Origin of the sequence: Maribacter spongiicola (genome assembly GCF_004364165.1) — a bacterium.
Classification (GTDB): Bacteria; Bacteroidota; Bacteroidia; order Flavobacteriales; family Flavobacteriaceae; genus Maribacter; species Maribacter spongiicola.
Genome location: NZ_SOAY01000014.1, coordinates 118,214 through 135,110 on the forward strand (window position 1 = coordinate 118,214; position 16,897 = coordinate 135,110).

Sequence of the window (16,897 nt, forward strand, 5' to 3'; positions counted from 1 at the left end):
TTAAACGTATTTTAAAAATTCATCAGGATTTTTAGCTTCATCATATGGTCCATGCTTAATCTTTTTATTTACCGAATAAATAAATAATAGGAATAGTACGGCGTAAACGACTAAAAAGAGTATCAATGAAAATAGAATTTGATTGGCAGATACTTCTTGCGAAAAGCCTTCATCTGTTCGTAAATGTCCGTAAACAATCCACGGTTGTCTTCCCATTTCTGCAGCAAACCAGCCTACTTGATTTGCTATCTGCGGTAATAATACGGCGAACGCAAAGATCTTTAAAAGCCATTTCTTTTCAAATAATGTACCACGCCACCAAAGAAAACTTGCATATAAGGTTAAACCGATCAAAAAGATACCAATGGAAACCATAATGTGATAAAACTGAAAAACAGCATTTACCTGCCCCGGTCTTTCATTTTCAGGGAAGGCATTTAACCCAGTAATTGGTTCTTCGAAATCTTGATGTACCAGAAAAGATAGTCCTTTTGGTATTTTAATTCCTGTGACTTCTTGTGTGTCATTATTTACCCAACCGAATAAATACATATCTGCAGGAGCAGATTTGTCATAATGACCTTCCATTGCGGCTAATTTTGCAGGTTGGTTTACGGCAACACCATCAGCAGAACTATGCCCAGATAGTAGTTGAGTCAATGAAAAGATGGTTGCTACGGCAAGAGCAATTTTAAAAGCTTTTTTTGAAATTTCAATATATCTACCTTTCAATAAATAATAGGCATGAACGCTAAGAACTAAGAAAGTTCCCGCTAGAAATGCGCCTTGCCAAACGTGAATGATTCTGTCAACACTAGAGGGATTAAATACCATAGCCCAAAAATCTGTTACTTCGGCTCTGGCATTAAAACCTTCGCCTACAATATGATAACCTGCAGGTGTTTGCTGCCAGCTATTGGCTACAACGATCCATACGGCAGAGAACATAGAGCCAAAGAAAACCATAATGGTTGAAAAAAAGTGAACCTTAGGCGATACACGGTTCCATCCGAAAAGTAATATACCTAAAAAGGTACTTTCTAAACCAAAAGCGAACAAACCTTCGGCTGCTAAAGCGCTACCAAAAATATCGCCTACGTATCTAGAATAAACGGCCCAATTGGTACCAAATTCAAATTCCATTATAATACCAGTGGCAACACCAATACCAAAAGTAATAGCAAAAATTTTTAACCAAAAACGGGTTAAGATTTCATATTGTTTATTTCCTGTTTTTAGGTATAAACCTTCCATAATCACCATAATTAAACCAATTCCGATACTTAAAGGCGGATATATGTAGTGAAAGGCAATAGTAAAAGCAAATTGGATACGGGCAAGAATTTCAACATCCATAACAGGTAATTTTTATACAAAATTAGGGAAATTGATAGGGTAGTTAGGTAACCAATGTTACATATTTGAAGAAAAATCAAAATTAAATAAGTATTTAAATTCTTATTTAATACTATGTATTTATGAGTAGAATAACTATTCATGAAATAAGGGCAAATAAAAATCCCTAGAAATTATATGAACAAATTCTAGGGATTCAGAGATTTAAGTGTCCTTATTAATCTTTATATGCAGATAGCATCCAAACTAATTTTTCTTGTTGTGTAATATAATCGCTCATTAAAGAAACGGTACCTTCATCTTCTGCCTCAGCAGCAATTTTAAGGGTAGCTCTTTCCTTTTTTAATAAGATACTTAAGCTTTCTAAAATATTGTCTACAGCCTTGTCGCCATCTACAACATTTTCACTGGCTTTGATTTCAGAATTATCAATATACTTTGTGAACGTATGAATAGGAGTGTTGCTTAGCGTTAACACACGCTCTGCAATTTCATCGACTTTTATCAGAGCGTCATTATACAACTCTTCGAATTTAAGGTGAAGTTCAAAAAATTTCTTTCCTTTAATATTCCAATGAAAACCTCTTAGATTCATGTAAAACATTTGATAATTAGATAGCAAATCATTTAAATGATTTGCGATATCGTTAGAATCTTTTTTATCTAAACCGATGTTTGATAAGTTTGAATTTGTCATAATTTGTAATTATTTATTTTTTCGCTTAGGTCGTATACCTTGGTATTATGAATTTGTTTTGATACAATACTTGAACCTGCAGCACTTCTATAGCCGCCGGCACAATGTATAACAATTGGTTTGTTCGTCGGAATTTTATCGATGGCATTACGTAATTCATTTAAAGGGATATTAATTGCGCTATCAAAAAAATGACCTTCATTGAATTCACTTTTATTTCTAATGTCTACAATGGTATAGTTTTCTTTATTTTGATCAAAGTCGTTAAAATCAAATTCATCTTCTTTTTCGTAAACCTTATCTAACGTTAAAACAGCTTTTACTTGACTTTCATAACCTATTTTTGCTATTCGTTCAAGTAGTTCTTGCTTGTCATTTATGCTTGCCACAACAATATAGAATGGTTCTGAAGGTTCAACAATAGACCCTAGCCAGGTTTCAATTTTATCATCAATATTTCGAGCCATAATATTAATGGAATTTGGCATATGATTTTTCTTGAATTCAGCTTCATCTCTGGTATCTATGATCAAAATATTCTTTTCAATTTTGAAAGCTCCTATTTTTAAAGGTATTTGAGAAATAGCGCCTATAAAATTTGGAGCACCTGTTTTATTGATAGCTACATCGTGCCCAAAGTAAGATGGAATAAAAGGTTGGTCTTTTAAAATATGGTCAACAAAATCTTCTTTCGATAATTTTTTAAAAGCCCAATTACTAATACGTTCATTACCTAAGGTACTAGAAGAATCGCTACTCATATTCTTGCCACAAAGAGAACCGGCACCATGCGCCGGGTAAACTAAAGTGTCATCAGGTAAATCATTGAATTTGGTCTGCATTGTAGTAAACATAGCCTCAGCCAGTTGTTCACGTTTCGCTTTCATATTACCGGCTTTTTCTCTTAAATCGGGTCTACCAACATCACCTATGAATAAAGTGTCACCTGTAAATATGGCTTGTTTTGCATTTTTATCTTTTGCTACAATAGTAATTCCGTCAGGAGAATGTCCGGGAGTGTTAATTGCCATGAAGGTTACCTCATTCATTTTAAAAGTAGCGCCATCGTCAAATGCCTTATGCGGATAATCAGCGCCTACTAACTCACTCACATAAATTACGGCTTCAGTTTCTTTATGAATTTGTAAATGTCCGCTAACAAAATCAGCATGAGGATGCGTCTCGAAAACAGCAACAATTTTAGCATCGTTTTCCTCGGCAAATTTATAGTACGGTTCTGGATCTCTAGATGGATCTACTAAAGCCATTTCATTGCCACTTAAAATTGCGTATGAATAATGAGCCAACGGTTTATCTTCAAATTGTTTAATTATCATAAGAACAGTTTTTAACGATTAAAAAAGAATCGGTTTTGAAAACTGTTCAAAACCGATTTCTATATAATTATAAAGATTTTTTGGCAAGGTACCAATCAACTTTCTCTAAAGTATCATCTTCTAATCGAGCATTAAGCTCATCTAAAGTTTTTGGTGGAGAAACAATAACCTTATCACTTCTTTTCCAATCTAAAGGCATCGCAACTTTATGTTTGTCAGAAGTTTGTAAAGCATCTAAAGCACGAAGTATTTCATCCATATTTCTACCTACGTTAAGTGGGTAATACATGACCAATCTTATTTTTTTCTTAGGATCGATAAAAAATACAGCTCTTACTGCAGCCGTTTCACTTTCGTTAGGTTGTAACATGCCATAAGCTTTTGAAACCTTCATGTCAAGATCTGCAATAATTGGGAAGTCGAAATACACTCCCGTATTTTCTCTTACATTCTGTACCCAACCTAAGTGTGCGTGAACACTATCAATACTCAAACCTAAAAGTTCAGTATTTAGTTCATCAAATTCACCTTTACGAGTTGCAAAGCCGCTCATTTCTGTTGTACAAACGGGAGTAAAATCTGCAGGATGCGAAAACATGACAATCCATTTGTCTTTCGCAAAATCAGACATTTTAATTTTTCCCTTAGTAGTAACTGCTTCAAAATCTGGAGCCAAGTCACCAATTCTAGGCATTGAAATCACTTGTTTCTGTATAATATTTTCGTTATTCATAATAAGTATTATTTATAGTTTTTTAATATTCGATAAAATTAAACTATGAAATAGATTTGTAATGTAACCTTGGTTACACACATCAATTTTTAACATTTTTTTACAAATAAAAGCAGACATAACCTTATAGTATAGTTTTAATAAATAATATGAAGTGCTACCAAGATTATGTTAGTTGTGTGACTAATGTCACATTTTAAACCAGCAAGGTCATTTAATTTTGCAGCATGAAGTTGTCAAGCTTTACGATATCAATTCTGTTCACATTCATTTCTTTGGCAAGTAGTTTTAAGACTGCCAGCGTTATGAGCTATTATGCGGTGTTTACAAATGATTTCGTAGAACGATTTTGTGAGAATAAAGAACGACCAGAATTAAAATGTGATGGTAAATGTGCTTTATCACAAATGTTATCTCAGAAAGCTGATGATGAAAAAACTCCCATTAATTTAGACTTGCTTAAAAACGAAACAGTATTGTTTATTGGATCGTTGACTACATACGAGTTTGTACAACAACCTAGAAAAGTGTTGCAAAATGTACTGTATCGTGTGCTATATGATTTTCATTTCTTTGAACGTATTAAACATCCGCCAGAAGTTTAATTTTTTTATTTCCATGTAATGTGTCTAACACCTAATTAACAGCGTGTTAGATTGTATTTCTATTAATTTAAAATTTAAACAATGAACCTAAAATATCTTTGGGTACTAGCGGTATTATTATCGACCCCCTTACTTTACGCACAAAATTTATCAGGAAAAATCATCTCTGAAATAGACCAGCAGCCACTTGATGGGGCTCACATTTTAGCTAATAACGGATCAGCAACATATACCAATTTTGATGGTGATTTTGTTTTAAAAAATGTTGAAGCGAATGTAATCTTGACCATATCTTATGTTGGCTATAAGACCATAGAATATCAGGTAATTAACATTAATTCCCCAATAGTAATCACCTTACAAGAAGCGCCTATTGCCATTAACGGAGTTTTAGTGACAGGAAATATGAAAATTGATCCGGTACTTACCTTAGAAACCAATGATTATGTCAAGAGAATAGTTCAACCCAGAAATGTAGCTGATCTATTTAATGATGTTAATGGTTTTTCGTTGATTAAAAGAGGTAATTATGCAATTGACCCTAGTTTTAGAGCAACACAATATGAGCAGTTAAATGTACAGTTTGATGGTGGTACAAAAGCCATGAATGCCTGCCCTAATCGAATGGATCCAATTACTACTCATGTGATACCAGAAGAAATTGAAAAGATTGAAATTATAAAAGGACCATACTCCGTTAGATATGGTGCTACTTTTGGTGGTATCGTAAATATGGTTACTCAAAAACCAACTGTTGATGATTATGGTCTGCATGGTAGTGTAAGTGGTGGTTATGAAAGTAATGGTAATTCTATGGTATCTATGGCAAGGTTGCAACAGGCAACTGAGAAATATGACGTAGCAGGTAATATAGGTTTTCGTGATTTTGGTAATTATGAAGATGGTGACGGTACAGAAATTCCGTCTTCTTTTAGAAGCTTAGATTATGGCATAAAAGCAGGTGTAAATTTTACTGAAAATCAAAGACTACAAGCACATTGGCGACAGTCTTTTGGGCGCGATGTTTTACACGCCGGTTTACCTATGGATACCGAAGAGGACAACAGTAGTATTCTCTCTTTAGATTATAAATTAGGTAGTCTGCCAGGTCTTATTGAAAGTATAGATTCTAAAATTTATTATAGCTATGTTGATCATTTAATGACTAATTACAATAGACCAACTTTTATGATGACATCTGCGATTTCTGCAATTGATGCTACTACGGCAGGTGGTAAAGTAGAATTAAAATTAAAACCGACAGACAATCTTGCGCTATTTACGGGTGTTGATGTTTTGCATATTGCACGAGATGGCAATAGAACACGATTAGTGAAAAGAAATGCTATGGGAATTTTAGATACACCCTTAACAATTGAAGATAAGGTATGGCAAGATTCATTTATAAATGATATTGGTTTATTTGCAGAAGGTAAATACCCCTTAACAGAAAGAACTATGTTAACTGCAGGTGTACGTTATGACAATGTTACTTCTGAAGCTAAAGACCCAGAAGCTGACTTTGCTGCTTTATACACTGACCTAGATAAAAGAACCGAACATAATTTTAGTGGGACAGCTTCAATTAAATATGTGTATTCTCCTCAATTTATTATGGAAGTGGCGTATGGTCGTGGTGTTAGATCGGCAAATATGATTGAACGTTTTATTAATCACTTTAGCGTAGGTCAAGATGCGTATGAATATGTTGGTAATCCTAATTTAGATGCAGAAGTAAATAATCAGTTTGAGTTAGGTTTTAAAGGGAAGATGCCTATTTCAGAAAATACTTCTGATATGTTCAGTTATAGTACTTCTTTCTATTACTCGTTATACGAAAATTATATAGTGGCTGTAATAGACGAAACACAGACAAGAAAATTCATGCCAATGAACCAACCATCTAATGCAAAAGTTTTTAGGAATTTAGATGATGCATATAAGACAGGTTTTGAAATTATGGCAGGTTTAGACTTTTGTAATCATTTTAATTTTACAACCGAACTTGCTTATGTATATGCTAAGAATAATGACTTAAATGAGTCATTACCTTTGGTGCCACCTTTAGTTACAAGGTTTAAATTGGGCTATGAAAAAGAAAAGTATTGGGTGAATGCAGAATATAGGCTGACTGCCGAGCAAGATAATATTGCGTATTCTTTTGGTGAGCAGGTTACACCAGGTTATGAAATAATGGATTTACGTTTGGGTGTAATACCAATTAAAAACCTAACCTTAGGTGTTGCGGCATTAAATGTTTTTGATAAAACCTATAGTAATCACCTCAACTTCGCATTTAATAACCAGGCAGATTTTGGAACAGAACCCATTAATGACCCAGGAAGAAACCTATCGGTTTTTGTTCAATATGAATTTTAATAAATGGAATATAAAAAAGGGACCAAATATGGTCCCTTTTTATGCTTTAGTACCGGTAAAACGAATAACCGAAGCATCACCAATATGGTAAAGTCCTTCGTTCAATACTATTTCCTTTTCTTCTAAAATTTCAAAATCTATTCCCTTAAACTCATCTTCAATTTCATCAATGGCATAAAGCATGTCTATATTTTTAGGTCCACCAGAAGATTTTCCTAATTGATTCTTAGAGAACGCCTCAAAAATGACATGTCCGTTTGGTTTTAATGATTTTAAAAGATGTTGGTTTGCTTTCTTTCTAATAGCTACTGGAAAATGCGCATAACAGAATGCGATGACATCAAACTTTTTAGAACTTTTAAATTTAAGAGCGTCAATTATTTGATATTCAATATTAAAGCCATTATTTAATGCAAGCCCTTGAGCTTTGATTTTAGCAGATCCGCTAAAGTCGAAAGCCAATACTTCCCAACCTTTAGATAGTGCATAGACGGCATTTCTGCCTTCACCTTCAGCAGGGAGCAAAATAGAACCTACTTTTAATTTATCTAGCTGTTGTTTAAAGAAATCATTAGGCGAGCTTCCGTACGCATAACTTTCCTCATCATAACGCTCGTTCCAAAAATCTTTCATGAAGTAATTATTTAAGGCATTAATATATACCCATCCATTTGATAATTGGCAAGTACCATCATTGCAGATAACCCCAATTCTGTATTAGGGTTCAAATCTTCGGCAACAATGCCTCTAGATGCTGTTGCTTGTGCACATACATAAAATTTTACTCCGTAGTCTTTTAATAATTTTATAACGGCTGCATCAGGATTTTCCTTTTTATATTTTTCTTGGTATTTCGCATCATTTAAAGCAGTAAAAGTTGCGCCACCATGTATAGCTGCAACGATGTTCACTTTATCGGCAGAAACACCACCGGCACCTAACATATTAATCATTCTGGCAATTTTGAAATACCCGATATTTATGCCCTCCAATTCACGGTCGTCTTTAAGGTCAAATACAAGATTATATTCTTTGGTTGGGTTTGCCTGAACGGCGACTTCTTTAAATTCTTTAATTTTTCCGTAACCATCAATAACAGGTGTGGTCCATTCTTGGGCAGTTGTAATTTGTGTTGCCATAAGTACTATTGCAATTAGAAATGCTTTTTTCATGTGTTCGTCAATTTTATAAAGAATGTAATTTGGTTGAAATAAAATTTTGATTACTACTAATGTCCGCTATTTTTGAAAATAATAAAAGTAAGTTAAAGTAATTAACGTTAGTGTAACTATGGTTACTGTAGTTATCATGTTTAAATTATAGTTTCGTTATTTAAATTCGCGTAAGATTACAGTTCTATGAATGAATTACGAATATTGGCAAAACAATTTTTTAAGCTATTTGCGATAGTATTCGTTGTAATTGGTCTTGTTTTTACATGGCTATTAACGTATGAGCCAAGTGTAAATAGAGAGATGATTATTGAAACTGAAGAATTTGTGGCCAAAGAAATTTGGCAGCCTAAAGATGCCATGGCAGAGTTGGCTACTATGCCTGAGACAGTTAAGGAAGGGTACTATCTTATTGCAGAATCTTCGAAATATATGGGTCCGAATGCTGCGCGAGCCGAGGATAGATATAGTGGAAATAATTTGGCTTGTGCCAACTGTCATTTACAAAAAGGGGCACAAGCAGGCTCTGGTTCTTGGGTAGGTATTATTGAACGATTTCCACAGTTTGGTGGTCGTGGTAATAAAGTAGGTACTATTGAAGATCGAATAAATGGGTGTATGGAGCGTAGTATGAACGGCAAAATGCTTCCTGTAGATTCTGACCAAATGAAAGCGATTGTAGCCTATATGAATTGGTTGAGCGAAGATGTACCAGAAAATAGAAAGGCTGAGTTTAAAGGATATCCAAAAATAAAGATACCTGCTGTAGCGGTAGATCTAGAAAAGGGAAGTCAGGTGTATCAAAAAGAGTGTATCATCTGTCATGGTAAAAATGGGGCGGGTGTACTAAATATGGTCGATGGTAAAAGCTACACGTATCCTCCACTATGGGGTCCAGATAGTTTTAACGATGGTGCAGGTATGAATAGGGTAATTACTTCGGCAGAATTTATTAAAAGCAATATGCCTTATTTACAAGCGACTTGGGAAAACCCTAAACTGACCGATGAAGAAGCGTATCATGTAGCAGGATATATCAATAGTTTTTCTAGACCACATAAATTAAATACCGAAAACGATTACCCAGACAAGAAACTAAAACCGGTTTCAACGCCCTATGGTCCATGGGTAGACGATTTTTCTGCAGAACAGCACAAATACGGACCTTTTCTACCGATAATGGACTTTTACAAAAAGGAATACGGAATTACCAAAACAAAGTAACCCCATGCGATTAGTATATCTGTTCATTTTTTGTTTGCCCATATTTTCTATGGCACAAGATACTGTGGCGGTAAAGAAAAAAGGAACCCTATCTGGGCAATGGCGTACGTATTATATGATGACGTCAAATAAAGGGGAGTTAAAAGATTTTAATGCTTTGGCAACAGGAGGTAAATTAAAGTACCAGTATAATCTATTAGAAAACTTAGAAGTAGGTGTAGCATTATATAACGCTACGAATTTAGGATTGCAAGATTTAACCATACCCGATGCCACAACAGGAAGAATTAGTAGATATGAAGAAGGATTGTTCGATAGATTAGATTTAGAAAATGATGCTGTTTTTTTATTAGGAGAACTGTATGCGAAATATCACCTAGCTCAGCACTCATTTACGCTTGGGCGGATGAAAATTAATACGCCATTGATAAACCCTGAAGATGGTAGAATGATACCCACTTTGGTTCAAGGGTTTTGGTATAATTTTAATGAAGAAAAGACAAAGTTTCAATTGGGCGTATTAAATGAAATAGCACCTAGATCAACAGGGGAGTTTTATGGTATTGGGGAAAGTATTGGAACCTATCCCGTTGGTAGAAATATTTATGGTAATGCATCGGCATATGCTGATAATACTGAATCTGACTATGTATTAATGGCAAATGCCGAGTTTAAATTATCAAAAGAATTTAGTGTAAAACTCTGGAACCAATATGTGGATAACGTTTTTAATTCTATCTATATAAAACCTAAATTAGAATTATCTAAATCTATTATTTTAGAAGGGGAGTGGTTGCATCAAAATAAGTTAGGTGATGGGGGTAGCAGTATAGACTCACTTCGCTATTATAATCAAAATTCGTCGGATATATTAGGATTAAAAATCGCGTATAAAAGTAAAGCAGGTCTAGTTTCTTTGAGTTATAATAGAATATTACCGCATGGTCAATTTATCTCGCCAAGAGAATGGGGCAGAGAAGATTTGTTCAGTTTTCAAAAGCGAGAACGTAGCGAAGGTTCAGCCGATAATCATGCTTTAGTTTTAAATTATAAAAAGAACTTTACCCTATTAAAAGATCTAAATCTTATGTCGATCTTAAGTATTGGTAAGCACTGGAAACCAGATCCAACCAATGCTACTTTAAATAAGTATGCGATGCCAGATTACACCCATATTAATTTAGATATTTTCTTCAATATTAAAAAGTTAAAGCGCATACGACCAGAGCTGTTATTGACCTCTAAAATTGGAAATGGCGATATACCAAACAATCCTAATTTCTATTTTAATAAGGTAGATATGTTCCATTTAGATGTCATTCTGAATTATAACTGGTAACCGGGCATTAAAAAATCTCTGTGTAAACAGAGATTTTTTAACGTTAAACATTTTGACCTTTCATCATCTTGTTCCAGTATAAGTAGGGTAGTCCGTATTTTTTAAGCATCCATAATCTCCAATGTTCTTTAGAAGAATCGCTTATGAGCATTCTTTTTAATTTAGGATCTGGCGTAAAATTATTATCGTAATCAAATTCTGCCAACACCATTTTTCCGTAGTCTGTAACCAATGGGCACGAAGAATAACCGTTATAGGCTTTTGTTCCCATTTTATCATTGTTCATTAACAAGTTTAAGTTGTCAACTACGATAGGCACCTGCTTACGAATTGCTGCTCCGGTTTTAGCAGTAGGCAAGGCAGCTACATCGCCTAATCCAAAAATATTAGCGTAGGTGTTATGTTGCATAGTTTGATGATTTACGTCTAACCAACCCGCTGCATTAACTAAAGTTGAATCTTTTACAAATTTAGGAGCCACAGAAGGCGGAGCAGTATGCATCATATCATAATGAATGCCATATCTATTTCCGTCAACTACTACTTTTACATCTTTATAATTATATTGAAACTTTTCATCTAATTTCAAATCATCCATTTTATTACTTGAGATTACTACACAACCACCAGCAGTAATTTCTTGACCCATTTCATACCATGCAATTTGTTTATCACCATCGACAGCTACAAGTTTATGATGAAATCTAAGGTTAATATCTTTTCGGTCAACAACCTCCATTAATGTTTTGGCTATTTTCTTTACACCAAAAATAACCGTACCACCTGTAGCAAAAATCACATCGGTTTTTTTACGGATTCCGTTTTTTCTAAAATGACTTTCAGCCAGATACATTATTTTTTGTGGTGCTCCACCACATTTAATTGGGGTTGTAGGTTGCGTAAAAAGTGCAGTACCGCCTTTGAAGTTTTTAATAACATCCCAAGTATGCTTAGGGTCTGTGTAATTACTACAAACCACTCCTTTATCTATAGCATCACCTAAGCCAGGTACTAAACTGAAATCATATGCAAGACCTGGTGCAACTACTAAGTAATCGTATGTAATATCTCCTTTAGAAGCAGTGTGAACGATATTATTTTCTGGGTCGAAACCGGTTGCCTTATCTTTTATCCAAGTAGCATTTTTAGGTATAACCGATGACATCGGTCGGGCAGTTTTGTCAAAATCATAGGTACCGGCACCTACTAGAGTCCATGCAGGTTGGTAATAATGGGTATCTGCCGGTTCAATAATTGCGACGTCTTTAGCTCCTTTTTGAGTTAGAAGCTGGGCTGCTACCATGATACCTGCAGTACCACCTCCAATAACTAATACCTGATGATGTGAACTCATTTTGTTGTTGTATTTATGAATATGATAAATATAGCAGATACAAAATGATTATTATGTAACAAATGTTACATAGCATTATCAACACGCAAATTAGTCGTCGATTTCTTTAGGTAATATATTTTAGAGTAATTAAGGTAATCTTACTTTTTTATTTTGCATGTGTTAGCCCCGAACAATGTGTAAAGAGGGCAAAAACTAACAAATGAAGTTAATACGAAAATGGCTGCAACTGCTAATGCTACATAACCTAAAACACCGGTTACGGTATCTGTCAAAAATGCAATTAAAAGTATAGCGGCAATTATGAATCTTATGAATTTATCTGTGGTTCCCATATTTTTTTTCATAATACTAGTATTTAAATGTTATTTGTAATGTTGATACTATAAAGTAGACTTACTCAACAGTTATAGTGGTTAATAAATCTTTTACTTTACCAAAGTACTATAAACTAAGAAACTGGCATATGACATTGGTCAGCTCAAAATTAATGGTTAATCGTCGTTTCTAAAGTAACTTTGGTTACTGCGAAGCCATATTTATTACAGTATTTTTGCAAAAAGCGTTATAGGAATGGAAGCATATATAGATGCGTTTTTAAATGCGATAACAGGAACTTTAAGTTGGACATGGAAATCAATCATTTTTCAAGTGCCTTGGTATCTTAATTACTTTTGGGGCTTAATTTCTATATCGCTTATAGTTTGGTTTTTAGAAATTGCTTTTCCTTGGAGAAAACAACAAGGAGTTTTTAGAAAAGACTTTTGGTTAGACGGTTTTTATATGTTCTTTAACTTCTTTCTATTTGCAATTGCCATAAGTGGTATTTATAAATTATTGCAGGTGTTTTTTACTGACATCGGTATAAAAGCAAATAGTTTAGCACTAATAGATATATCTGGTTGGCCGATGTGGGGTCAGCTTTTATTATTCTTTATCGTTTTAGATTTTGTACAATGGTTTACACACACATTATTACACAAATATGCATTTCTTTGGAAATTTCATCAAGTACACCATAGCGTAAAAGAAATGGGCTTTGCAGCTCATTTACGATACCATTGGATGGAGAATATTTTGTACAAACCTTTGAAGACCTTCGGAGTTATGATTCTTGGTGGTTTTGAACCAGAACAAGCTTACATTGTTCATTTTGCAGCTATAGCAATTGGGCATTTCAATCATTCTAACATAAAAATTACTTGGGGACCTTTAAAATATATTTTAAACAATCCAGTAATGCATTTATATCATCACGCATATGATTTACCAGAAGGAACATATGGTGTAAATTTTGGAATTAGCTTAAGCCTATGGGATTATATATTTAAAACCAATTACATACCAGAAGATAGTGGAGATGTGAAATTAGGTTACCCAGGAGATGAGAATTTGCCAGAAAACTTTTTAGGTCAGCTGACCCACGGCTTTAAAACAAAGAAGAAGTAATTTATAATTACTTCTTCTTTAGATTCTAAAAATTAGTCAGATAGTTTGCCCGTAGCACAACTTACAAAGGACTTCGCTTTTGATAGTACTGAATTATCTTGGTCTAGACTTGGGTAGCCAATCGACTTTAATTTGTTTTTTGCAGTAGCTATATCTTCTTGCTTTAATGCATCAAAAGAAACCGATGATGATTCTACTGATACCGATACATTACTTATGGTAGGTATCTCTTCTAATTTTGAGACAATTGTTTTGGCACAGCCACCACATTTTAAATTTTGAATAGGAATTACTGATGTCATTTCTTATTTATTTTATTCGTCTTTAAAACTTATACTCCAAATGCCTCTTACCTCATTTTCTTTATAGCCTATGGCTTCGTCATATGGGTATTTATCGTTCAAAAGTTGGGTAACCTTTGGGTCTATATTTGTTTGTGGAACACCATGGCAGTTTAGGCACATGGTATTAGTAACGATAGGAGAATAGAAATTAGTTTTTCCATTTTCATTAGTTACTATAGGTTCGTAAGACTCGTTATTATTAATTTTTGATTTAAAAAAAGCAATATATTCAAGCTCTTTTTTGCTTGCTTTATTATTTTGATTTCTTGGTTTATCGGTTACTCTTTTAATTTTAGCATGATGTACTAGTGCCATACTATCCGTTAGCGGATATGCCTTTTCATTACAAAACGCGACAGCACCAATAGGTCCATTTTTCTGAATGTTGAGCATAAGATTCTTTCCTAAAACTTTTTGGGTAGTTTGGGCATACAATTTACCTTTTTCCATTGTAGATGGTTCACTAGTGTTGAGAACCCCATTCATTCTTTTACCTTTTTGATGATAGTTTTTATCTCCGTGATTTTGTTCCCAATGTTCTTTAAACCAAGAAGGTTCTTCAATTTGGTAATCGAAGATATAATCTGAAATTTTACGTATGTCATTTTCGTTAAACGATTGATATGGCATTAGACCAAAACGATTAACAGCTCCTTTCATTTTAACCTTTTCATTGGTGGGTTTTTCTACAAAGTTCCATATAGCATCTGAAAAAGACTCCTTAGTAGAATGGTTTCTAAGGTATCTAGCCTTTATAGCAGCCATAGGTGGTGCCAGTACATTGTTTTCATCTGATTTAGAATTATGACAGATGTAGCATTTAGCTTCTAAAAGTTTTTTGCCTTCATTAGGTATTTCTTGAGTATTATATTCACTCTCGCTTTCTGCGAGCACCTTAATTTTACTACTAGGGGAATCTTTACAACTAGAAATTAAAATGATAGATAAAAATAGAAGTGCATTCTTCATTTTTTGATGTTAAAGATTAAATGAATATTCTATGATTAATTCCAAGAATCATATCCCCCTTTTAGATCATATACTTGTGCAAAGCCCATTTTTAATAATTTACGAGCAGCTTTTTGACTTCTTGCCCCTGATCTGCAATAGACATAAACGGGTTTTTCCTTATCAATCTTTTCAAAATAAGTATTAAAATTACCTGCATTAAAAAAATCAACGTTTATTGCTTTTTTTATATGCCCACTGTTATATTCAGACGGAGTTCTAACGTCAAAAGGTTTTATGTTATTAGCTACAATTTGCGTAGCATATTCGGTTTTGTTCAACACGGTAATATTACCAGTGGTTTCCTCTTTTTTACCAAAGAGTGTGCTTAAAAATGACATAGTATCTTGTTTATAATTAATATTTAAAATAGAAGGAAACGGTCTTTTGTATATGACCGTTCCCTTCAAAACCAACCAATAAAAAATTTTTATAATGTAGTAGGACAAACAAATTCAGTAACTGGTATACCAACTTCTTTAATATCTTTAAATCCGCCTTTTACATCTATAAGGTTATGAATACCTCTACTTTTCAAAATAGAAGAAGCAATCATGCTTCTATAACCACCTGCGCAATGCACATAAAATGATTTTTTGTTAGGGAACTCGGCTAAATGGTCGTTTAAAAAATCTAGCGGTGTGTTTTTGGCATCGATAATATGTTCAGAAAGATATTCAGATTCTTTACGAACATCGAATACCGGTTCCTGATCAGTTTCAATAGCTTTTTTAAGTTCATCTGCATCAACCTGGTTTACGGTGTCATACTCCATCGCCGCTTTTTTCCAAGCATTGAATCCGCCTTCTAAATATCCTAGCGTACCATCAAAACCAACTCTAGATAATCGAGTCACAGTTTCTTCTTCCATACCTACAGGAGTTACTAATACAATTGGCTGTTTTACATCTGCAATTAAAGCACCTACCCATGGGGCAAAACTACCATCTAATCCTATAAATATGGAACGTGGAATATGACCTTTTGCAAATTCATCTTGATGACGAACATCTAAAACTATGGCGCCAGTTTCATTTGCTGCAGCTTCAAAAGCCTTTGGCGAAAGTGCCCTTGTACCACGAACCAATACTTCTTTTATATCTTCATAACCTTCTTTGTTCAGTTTTACATTTAAAGGAAAATATTGAGGTGGCGGTAGTAATCCGTCAATTACTTCATCAATAAATTCTTCTTTCGTCATATCTGAACGTAAGGCATAATTCATTTTCTTTTGGTTACCCAATGTATCTACCGTTTCTTTCATCATATTCTTACCACATGCAGAACCGGCACCATGAGCAGGATAAACGATGACGTCATCTGCTAAAGGCATAATTTTTTCACGTAAACTGTCAAATAAGAATCCGGCAAGGTCACGCTCTGTCAATACGCCCATTTTCTGAGCAAGATCAGGTCTGCCTACATCACCTAAAAACAACGTGTCTCCGCTAAAAATTGCATAGTCTTTACCATTGGCGTCTCTTAATAAATACGTGGTACTTTCCATTGTATGACCAGGAGTATGTAATGCAGTAATAGTAATATCACCTAATTTAAACTCTTGATTATCTTTTGCGATAATAGCTTCGAAAGACGGATTCGCTTTTGGTCCGTATATAATATCAGCACCAGTTTCTTTAGCCAAGGTTACATGACCACTTACAAAATCGGCATGAAAATGTGTTTCAAAAATATATTTGATTTTAGCATTATCTGCCGTAGCTTTCTTTATATAAGGCTGTACTTCTCGTAGAGGATCAATAATGGCGACTTCTCCATTGCTTTCAATGTAGTAAGCACCTTGCGCAAGACAACCCGTATATATTTGTTCTACTTTCATAAGTTCATATTTATTATTGAACCAAAATTACATTTGTAAAAAGGACTACACAGTAACTTA

General features: G+C 34.1%; 17 protein-coding genes. 5 read left to right on the forward strand and 12 right to left on the reverse strand.

Going from position 1 to position 16,897, the window contains the following annotated elements; translation table 11 throughout:
* The 4 genes from CLV90_RS16465 to CLV90_RS16480 all read right to left on the reverse strand — a co-directional run bounded on the left by CLV90_RS16465 (position 1) and on the right by CLV90_RS16480 (position 4,123).
* Positions 1-1,356, reverse strand: coding sequence for a cytochrome ubiquinol oxidase subunit I (locus CLV90_RS16465; RefSeq protein WP_133688613.1), 1,356 nt, complete (start codon positions 1,354-1,356; stop codon positions 1-3).
* Positions 1,357-1,573: 217 nt separating this feature from the next.
* Positions 1,574-2,053, reverse strand: coding sequence for a Dps family protein (locus tag CLV90_RS16470; protein ID WP_133688614.1), 480 nt, complete (start codon positions 2,051-2,053; stop codon positions 1,574-1,576).
* The gene (locus tag CLV90_RS16475) at positions 2,050-3,390 is read right to left on the reverse strand and encodes an MBL fold metallo-hydrolase (protein WP_133688615.1); all 1,341 of its coding nucleotides are present in this window, start codon (positions 3,388-3,390) and stop codon (positions 2,050-2,052) included. Before CLV90_RS16475 ends, CLV90_RS16470 begins: the two co-directional genes overlap by 4 nt.
* A gap of 67 nt (positions 3,391-3,457) precedes the next feature.
* Positions 3,458-4,123, reverse strand: coding sequence for a peroxiredoxin (locus CLV90_RS16480; protein ID WP_133688616.1), 666 nt, complete (start codon positions 4,121-4,123; stop codon positions 3,458-3,460).
* A 227-nt stretch (positions 4,124-4,350) separates the two neighbouring features.
* Between CLV90_RS16480 and CLV90_RS16485 the strand changes: the two genes are divergently transcribed.
* Together CLV90_RS16485 and CLV90_RS16490 are read left to right on the forward strand one after the other, a co-directional pair.
* Positions 4,351-4,728 carry a hypothetical protein gene (locus tag CLV90_RS16485; protein ID WP_133688617.1) on the forward strand — a complete coding sequence of 126 codons (378 nt, stop codon included), beginning with the start codon at positions 4,351-4,353 and terminating at the stop codon, positions 4,726-4,728.
* An 81-nt stretch (positions 4,729-4,809) separates the two neighbouring features.
* The gene (locus CLV90_RS16490) at positions 4,810-7,107 is read left to right on the forward strand and encodes a TonB-dependent receptor domain-containing protein (protein ID WP_133688618.1); all 2,298 of its coding nucleotides are present in this window, start codon (positions 4,810-4,812) and stop codon (positions 7,105-7,107) included.
* Between the two features lie 39 nt (positions 7,108-7,146).
* Here CLV90_RS16490 and CLV90_RS16495 read toward each other — a convergent pair whose 3' ends face one another.
* Both CLV90_RS16495 and CLV90_RS16500 read right to left on the reverse strand, forming a co-directional pair.
* A complete protein-coding gene (locus tag CLV90_RS16495; RefSeq protein WP_133688619.1) occupies positions 7,147-7,740 on the reverse strand; it encodes a class I SAM-dependent methyltransferase in 594 nt (197 codons plus the stop codon).
* Between the two features lie 11 nt (positions 7,741-7,751).
* Positions 7,752-8,279, reverse strand: a complete 528-nt coding sequence (locus tag CLV90_RS16500) for a DsrE family protein (protein ID WP_133688620.1) — start codon at positions 8,277-8,279, stop codon at positions 7,752-7,754.
* A 186-nt stretch (positions 8,280-8,465) separates the two neighbouring features.
* On the opposite strand from CLV90_RS16500, the gene CLV90_RS16505 reads away from it, so the two are divergent.
* Together CLV90_RS16505 and CLV90_RS16510 are read left to right on the forward strand one after the other, a co-directional pair.
* Positions 8,466-9,503, forward strand: coding sequence for a c-type cytochrome (locus CLV90_RS16505; RefSeq protein ID WP_243835511.1), 1,038 nt, complete (start codon positions 8,466-8,468; stop codon positions 9,501-9,503).
* Between the two features lie 4 nt (positions 9,504-9,507).
* A complete protein-coding gene (locus CLV90_RS16510; RefSeq protein ID WP_133688621.1) occupies positions 9,508-10,842 on the forward strand; it encodes an OprD family outer membrane porin in 1,335 nt (444 codons plus the stop codon).
* 43 nt (positions 10,843-10,885) lie between these two features.
* On the opposite strand, the gene CLV90_RS16515 is transcribed toward CLV90_RS16510, so the two are convergent.
* Positions 10,886-12,196 carry an NAD(P)/FAD-dependent oxidoreductase gene (locus tag CLV90_RS16515; RefSeq protein ID WP_133688622.1) on the reverse strand — a complete coding sequence of 437 codons (1,311 nt, stop codon included), beginning with the start codon at positions 12,194-12,196 and terminating at the stop codon, positions 10,886-10,888.
* 140 nt (positions 12,197-12,336) lie between these two features.
* On the reverse strand, positions 12,337-12,543 hold the full coding sequence (locus tag CLV90_RS16520; protein WP_133688623.1) for a YgaP family membrane protein: 207 nt from the start codon (positions 12,541-12,543) through the stop codon (positions 12,337-12,339).
* 226 nt (positions 12,544-12,769) lie between these two features.
* On the opposite strand from CLV90_RS16520, the gene CLV90_RS16525 reads away from it, so the two are divergent.
* The gene (locus tag CLV90_RS16525) at positions 12,770-13,645 is read left to right on the forward strand and encodes a sterol desaturase family protein (protein ID WP_133688624.1); all 876 of its coding nucleotides are present in this window, start codon (positions 12,770-12,772) and stop codon (positions 13,643-13,645) included.
* A gap of 32 nt (positions 13,646-13,677) precedes the next feature.
* Here CLV90_RS16525 and CLV90_RS16530 read toward each other — a convergent pair whose 3' ends face one another.
* The 4 genes from CLV90_RS16530 to CLV90_RS16545 all read right to left on the reverse strand — a co-directional run bounded on the left by CLV90_RS16530 (position 13,678) and on the right by CLV90_RS16545 (position 16,837).
* Positions 13,678-13,947: a cation transporter gene (locus tag CLV90_RS16530; protein WP_133688625.1), complete on the reverse strand. Its 270-nt coding sequence runs from the start codon at positions 13,945-13,947 to the stop codon at positions 13,678-13,680.
* A gap of 12 nt (positions 13,948-13,959) precedes the next feature.
* On the reverse strand, positions 13,960-14,958 hold the full coding sequence (locus CLV90_RS16535; protein ID WP_133688626.1) for a c-type heme family protein: 999 nt from the start codon (positions 14,956-14,958) through the stop codon (positions 13,960-13,962).
* Positions 14,959-14,993: 35 nt separating this feature from the next.
* Complete coding sequence (locus CLV90_RS16540; protein ID WP_133688627.1) at positions 14,994-15,338, reverse strand: rhodanese-like domain-containing protein; 345 nt, start codon at positions 15,336-15,338, stop codon at positions 14,994-14,996.
* Positions 15,339-15,427: 89 nt separating this feature from the next.
* The gene (locus CLV90_RS16545) at positions 15,428-16,837 is read right to left on the reverse strand and encodes an MBL fold metallo-hydrolase (protein ID WP_133688628.1); all 1,410 of its coding nucleotides are present in this window, start codon (positions 16,835-16,837) and stop codon (positions 15,428-15,430) included.
* Between the last annotated feature and the right edge of the window lie 60 nt (positions 16,838-16,897).